This is a genomic window from Rhodococcus sp. DMU2021 (assembly GCF_019641445.1).
GTDB classification, from domain to species: Bacteria; Actinomycetota; Actinomycetes; order Mycobacteriales; family Mycobacteriaceae; genus Rhodococcus; species Rhodococcus pyridinivorans.
Genome location: NZ_JAIFKB010000014.1, coordinates 25,983 through 32,254, shown reverse-complemented (window position 1 = coordinate 32,254; position 6,272 = coordinate 25,983). Strand labels below are relative to the sequence as shown.

At 66.8% G+C, this 6,272-nt stretch carries 5 protein-coding genes; 2 read left to right on the top strand and 3 right to left on the bottom strand.

Annotated features, from left to right (window positions below; genetic code table 11):
• Nucleotides 1-74 precede the first annotated feature (74 nt).
• Together K3M35_RS18250 and K3M35_RS18245 are read right to left on the bottom strand one after the other, a co-directional pair.
• Complete coding sequence (locus K3M35_RS18250) at nt 75-1,247, bottom strand: alkane 1-monooxygenase (RefSeq protein WP_220666843.1); 1,173 nt, start codon at nt 1,245-1,247, stop codon at nt 75-77.
• Between the two features lie 213 nt (nt 1,248-1,460).
• Entirely contained in the window at nt 1,461-1,664 is a 204-nt protein-coding gene (locus tag K3M35_RS18245) for a cold-shock protein (protein WP_006553044.1), read from the bottom strand.
• Nucleotides 1,665-1,830: 166 nt separating this feature from the next.
• Here K3M35_RS18245 and K3M35_RS18240 point away from each other — a divergent pair, with 166 nt between their 5' ends.
• Nucleotides 1,831-3,087, top strand: coding sequence for a pyridoxal phosphate-dependent aminotransferase (locus K3M35_RS18240; RefSeq protein ID WP_019291004.1), 1,257 nt, complete (start codon nt 1,831-1,833; stop codon nt 3,085-3,087).
• Nucleotides 3,088-3,415: 328 nt separating this feature from the next.
• A complete protein-coding gene (locus K3M35_RS18235) occupies nt 3,416-4,699 on the top strand; it encodes a YibE/F family protein (RefSeq protein WP_064060361.1) in 1,284 nt (427 codons plus the stop codon).
• A gap of 9 nt (nt 4,700-4,708) precedes the next feature.
• Here the strand turns inward: K3M35_RS18235 and K3M35_RS18230 are convergent, their stop codons facing one another.
• Nucleotides 4,709-6,124: an Hsp70 family protein gene (locus tag K3M35_RS18230; protein WP_259444210.1), complete on the bottom strand. Its 1,416-nt coding sequence runs from the start codon at nt 6,122-6,124 to the stop codon at nt 4,709-4,711.
• Between the last annotated feature and the right edge of the window lie 148 nt (nt 6,125-6,272).

Sequence of the window (6,272 nt, the reverse complement as noted above, 5' to 3'; positions counted from 1 at the left end):
TTATCTCCCCGGGCGCGCATGATCCGCACGGGTGTGCGCATCACAGAAACGGCGCGGTCTCCCCGACATGGCGCCTAACTGCGACCACCGTATCGTGCCTGAATCGCATTTCGTTTCTCAGGCTCAATATTGATTCGCGAGAAATCGTGACTGTAGTGCTCGAGCAGTCGCGGGTCCATGATGCGCCGCCACAGCGGCGGGAACAGAGCCAGGATGATCAATACCGCGTAACCGGCGGGTAGCTGCGGCACCTGCGGCATCGACCGCAGGGTCTGGTAGCGGCGCAGCGGATTGGCGTGATGGTCGCTGTGCCGTTGCAGGTTGTAGAGGAACAGGTTGGAGCACACGTGGTTGCTGTTCCAGCTGTGCTGGGGCTGCACGCGTTCGTAACTGCCGTCCGGTCGCTTCTCGCGCAGCAGCCCGTAGTGCTCGAGATAGTTGGCGCCTTCGAGGAACATGATCGCCATGACGGCCTGGACGACGAGCCACGGGGCGATCGACCAGCCGAACACGGCGATGAGCACCGCGTAGAGGACGACGCTCAGCGCCCATGCGTTGAGGATGTCGTTGTGCCGCAGATTCCAGAACGACGTGCCGCGACGTTCGAGCCGGCCCTTCTCGTAACGGATCGCGGAACGGAGGCTGCCGAACACCGAACGGGGCAGGAAGCGCCAGTAGCTCTCTCCCATGCGGGCGGTGGCCGGGTCCTCCGGGGTCGCCACACGGGCGTGGTGCCCCCGATTGTGTTCGACGTAGAAGTGGCCGTAGAACGACTGGGCGAGCGCGATCTTCGCGAGGCGCCGCTCGATGGTGGTGCGCTTGTGTCCGAGTTCGTGCGCCGCGTTGATGCCGACACCGCCGACGATGCCGAGTGTGGCGGCCATCGCGAATCGTTCGGCGCCGCCCATGGGCTGCGACACCCACATCCAGCACCCGAATGTCAGGCCCGCGTATTGCAGTGGGAGATAGAGATAGGTGCAGTAGCGGTAGTACCGGTCGTTCTCGAGCGTCCGCATCACGCTCTCGGGCGGATTGCTCGTGTCCAGCCTCGCGAACGCGTCGACCAACGGGCAGACGACGGCGATGACCAGTGCACCGGTGGCCCAGAAGACGCCGAGGTGGAGGTATTCGACGAGGAAGTAGGCGATGAAGGGGCTCAGGGGGACGACGAGTCCGTACAGCCAGAGGCGTTTCTTGGGGTCGGTCCATCGATCGTGTGTCGCACTGCGAGGAGTAGCCGAATCCACAAACACCAATCCCCCAGGAAGGAAAAACCGTCCGGTACGAATCCCCACGAACCGGAGAAAACAAACTGTTACCCCACGAACCGGATATACCTTACAAGCAGTACTTACCGACGGGTAGGCCTACGCCTCCCGGCTGTGACAGAGAGCACACGACGACGGCGCCGCACCGGAAGTGCGACGCCGTCGAACGCGGAATTCTCGAAAGAGTGCGACCTAGATGGCGCGCACACCCTGAGCCTGCGGGCCTTTCTGCCCCTGGCCGATCTCGAACTCGACTCGTGCCCCCTCGTCCAGGGTCTTGAAGCCCGAACCCTGGATCTCGGAGTAATGGACGAAAACGTCTGCTCCCCCACCATCCTGCTCGATGAAGCCGAAGCCCTTTTCCGCGTTGAACCACTTGACAGTGCCCTGCGCCATACCACTTGCTCCTTGCATTCCCCCACGTCACCCCGACGTGAGGCCTAGATGGACCTCGATCATCGCATTGATCCGGACATTCGTCGCGCCTTGTTTCCCAACTCGTTACCGCAACCGGCAAAACGCGGATGAAATCCTGTTGCGGCACGGTGGCACGATGTAAGCCGTGACTATCGAGGAGCAAGGCCAACTTCACCATCACATCAGCCGTCGGCTCGAGCAGTCGTCGAAGCTCCAGAACGTGCTCTACGAGATCCGCGGGCCGGTGCACGCCCACGCCGCGCGGCTCGAGGCCGAGGGGCATCGCATCCTCAAGCTCAACATCGGCAACCCCGCACCGTTCGGGTTCGAGGCGCCCGACACGATCGTGCAGGACATGATCGCGGCGCTGCCCCACGCGCAGGGCTACTCGGAGTCCAAGGGCATCGCCTCCGCCCGTCGCGCGATCGTCACGCGCTACGAGCTCGTGCCGCGCTTCCCGAAGTTCGACATCAACGATGTCTACCTGGGCAACGGAGTCTCCGAGCTCATCACCATCACCATGCAGGCCCTGCTCGACGACGGCGACGAGGTGCTCATCCCGGCACCCGACTACCCGTTGTGGACGGCGATGACCTCGCTCGCCGGTGGCACCCCCGTGCACTATCTGTGCGACGAGACCAACGACTGGAACCCGGACCTCGACGACATCGAGTCCCGGATCACCGACCGCACCAAGGCGATCGTGGTGATCAACCCGAACAACCCGACGGGCGCCGTGTACTCGCACGAGGTGCTCGAGGGGATCGTGCGCCTCGCCCGCAAGCACCAGTTGCTGCTGCTCGCCGACGAGATCTACGACAAGATCCTGTACGACGATTCGAAGCACATCTCCCTCGCCTCGCTGGCCCCCGACCTGCTCTGCCTGACCTACAACGGCCTGTCGAAGGCGTACCGGGTCGCCGGCTACCGGTCGGGCTGGATGGTCATCACCGGCCCGAAGGATCACGCAGAGGGCTTCCTCGAGGGCGTCGACCTGCTCGCCTCGACCCGCTTGTGCCCCAATGTGCCGGCCCAGCACGCCATCCAGGTGGCGCTCGGCGGCTATCAGAGCATCGAGGACCTGGTACGGCCCGGTGGGCGCCTGCTCGAGCAGCGCGACGTCGCGTGGGAGCGCCTCAACGCCATCCCGGGCGTGAGCTGCGTGAAGCCGCGCGGTGCGCTCTACGCCTTCCCGCGTCTGGATCCGGAGGTCTACGACATCCACGACGACGAGAAGCTCGTGCAGGATCTGCTGCTGCAGGAGCGCATCCTCGTCACGCAGGGCACGGGCTTCAACTGGCCGAACCACGACCATCTGCGCATCGTCACGCTGCCGTGGGCACGCGACCTGGCGGTGGCGATCGAGCGGATCGGTAACTTCCTGTCCTCCTACAAACAGTAGGAACAGGGCTTCCGACCCCAGGCGGGCAATCGTTGCCGAACAGTTACATTGCCCCTTTCGGGACCAAAGTCCCTGTTTAGAGGCACGGTCGACCTACCCGAACGGACAGTTTGTCGGCTTCGTGACCATCGACACATGCCAACCCCTCCCCAATCCGGGGTCGGAACCAGTAATTTGTCTTATGGCACTAAGCACTACGCACTGTGCCGGGCTCCCTGATCGATCGCCATCCCCCCTGTGCGAGATCAGGTGACGGTGGCGGGGACACCCCCCCTGCTCCCCGCCACCACCAGCCCCAACCATCTCGCCTCTTGGCTAGCCTGTCCGGGTGAATCACGGACACGGCCATTTCGGCCACGGACACGGCCACGGGCAGGACGAAAGTCCCATCCCACTCGGACCCATCGCCGCGAAGATCGTGGTCGGCCTGCTGGCTGCGATCGGTCTCCTGGTGCTCTTCGGCACCGCCCTGTTATGGCCGAGCAGCCGTGCCGTGGACATCCCCGCTCCCTTTCAGACGAGTAGCGGCGGCGCGGTCGTCACCGAGGCCGGAACGGTCGTCGAGCAGAACACCGGCCCGTGCGGCAGCGCGTCCTTCGGGCGCGTCTTCACCGGTGAGCCGTCCCCTCCCTCGAGCAACGCCTTCGACTGCGAACGCAGCATCGTCGCCATCGAATCCGGTCCCGACGACGGTGCCCGGACGCTCCTCGAGGTGATCCCCGGCCCGGGTCAGCCCGATCTACAGGCCGGCGACGAGATCCGTCTCGTCCGCCAGACCGATCCGGCGGGCGCCACCCAGTACTCCTTCTACGACTACGCCCGCGGCTTCCCGCTCGCCCTGGTGGTCGCAGCGTTCGCTGTCGTGGTGGTCGCCATCGCCCGCTGGCGCGGTCTGCGGGCCCTGATCGGCCTGGTGGTCGCTTTCGGTGTGCTGGTGGTGTTCATGCTCCCGGCGCTCCTGGACGGCAAACCCGCCGTGCCGGTCGCACTGGTCGGCGGTGCACTGATCCTCTACGCGGTGCTGTACCTGGCGCACGGTGTGAATCTGAGGACCAGTTCGGCGCTGCTCGGCACGCTCGCCTCGATGGTCGTCGCGGCCCTGCTGTCCTACGTCGCGATCCGCATGACACATCTGACCGGTCTGTCGGAGGAACAGAACACCGACGTGCAGCTGTACATCGGGCACGTGTCGATCTCGGGCCTACTGCTGGCGGGATTCATCATCGGCTCGCTCGGTGTGCTCAACGACGTCACCATCACGCAGGCGTCGTCGGCCTTCGAACTCGCCGGGCTCGATCCCGAGTCGTCGCGTCGTGAGATCTTCTCGGCGGCGATGCGCGTGGGCCGCGACCACATCGCCAGCACCGTCTACACGCTCGTCCTCGCCTACGCGGGCGGCGCGCTGCCTCTCCTGCTGCTGTTCTCGGTGGCCGGGCGGTCGATCACCGATGTGATCACGAGCGACGCCGTGGCGATCGAGCTGGTCCGCGCATGCGTCGGCGGCATCGCGCTCACGTTGTCGGTGCCGCTCACCACGGCGATCGCCGCCGTGCTCGCGCGTACCGACGCCCCCGGACAGCAGACGGGTGGCCGGCACGCGCGACGCGCGTGAGCGGGTGACTCAGGGAAGCCGGATCTGCGGCAGCGGCGGCAGCTCGATCGTCGGCAGCGGCGGCAGCGTCGGGACCGGCACTCCCAGCCCCGGGATGGTCGGAGCCGGAGCGGGCGGAGGTTCGGGGGCCGGCGGAACCGGGCGCGGTGAATGGGTGGTCGGAGCCGGCTCCTGCTCGACCGTGGTGGTCGTGGTGACCTGCGTGGGCGCTACCGCCGGCGCGGGATTCTGCCGCGGCGCGTTGGTGGTCGTCGGGATGTACGACTGGGTGGGGCTCGTCTCGTCGGTCGACGAACTCGTGAAGCCGGTGCTCAGCGCCACGCCGATGACCGCGACGACCGCGAGAGCCGTGCCCGCGATCCCGGCGCCGGAGATCTGCCTGCCGCTGACCGACGGACCGCGACCGGCCAGCGACGACCACCACGGCTTCTTCGCGTCGGCGGACTCCGCACCGGTGGCGGCAGCCGTGGGCGCAGCGGCCGCGGCGGCGACGACCGGGATCTGCTCGGTGTCGGCGCTCGTCGACGGGGGCTGACCCGGCACGATGCGCGTGAGGGTGCTCACCGGTTGCGAGGTGGCCGGTTGCGCGGCGGCCAGGGCCCCGCCCTTGGCGAGGACGAGTTCGGGCTCGTGCGGCACCACCAGGGGCAGGCCGAGCCAGGAGCGCAGCACCTCCTGCACGAGCGGGATGTGCGCGCCGCCGCCGAGCAGGACCACGGCCTCGGGGTTGCGACCGGCACGGGAGATCACCTGGTGCACGAATTGCGCCGACGACTCGACGCACTGCGCGATGAGCGGATCGAAGGTCTCGCGCGACATGAGCACGACCCCTGCCGCGCCCGGCACGGCCACGGTCTCGCTCTGCGAGAGCTTCTCCTTGGCCTCGCGGCACTGGGCCGACAATTCGTCGTCGGTGGCGGGGTCGTCGGGGCGCCACACACCGTTGGTGTCGAGCTGGTGGTCGCGGATCACGTTGTCGAAGACGCGGCCGCCGATGCTGTCGGTGCGTTCGGCGAGCACCTCGCGGGAGACGAGGTCGACGACGGTGACGGTGAGCCCGGCGTCGCCGAGGTCGTAGAAGACGGCGGTGTTGCTGCCGAGCTCGCCGGTGGCCTGCAGATAGGTGACGGCGGCTTCGGGTTCGGAGACGAGCAGGTAACGGTCGATGTGCTCGACGGCCATTGCCGCGCGCAGGCGCTCGCCCTGGGCGTGGTCGCGATAGACCAGTCCCACCCGCTCGATCGGATCGCCCGCCACACCGGTCTGGAAGAGCACCCCGAGGGTGCCTGCCGCCAGCCGCGCCGGATCGTCCTTACCGGTTTCGACCACCTGGAACTGGAACCCCGCCGTCGGGGTCGTTCGATCCACCGGCCGCACCACCCGAACGGCGCTCTCCCCCACGGTCACACCGAGAATAGAACTCATCAGCCGCCTTCGACGTTGGATGCGCCAGCCGCGTCAGCTTCCCCCGGCGCCCGAAATCACCGACGATGGTACAGAACGTTACCGGCGGGTCACGAGGGCCGTTCGTATGACGTACGCCGGGACCGAGCACCCCGGAGATGGCTCCTGA

What these genes read in the sequence shown, in the direction of transcription:
- K3M35_RS18245 (WP_006553044.1), bottom strand. Translation starts at nt 1,664, where the DNA reads ATGGCGCAGGGCACTGTCAAGTGGTTCAACGCGGAAAAGGGCTTCGGC.
- K3M35_RS18230 (WP_259444210.1), bottom strand. Translation starts at nt 6,124, where the DNA reads ATGAGTTCTATTCTCGGTGTGACCGTGGGGGAGAGCGCCGTTCGGGTG.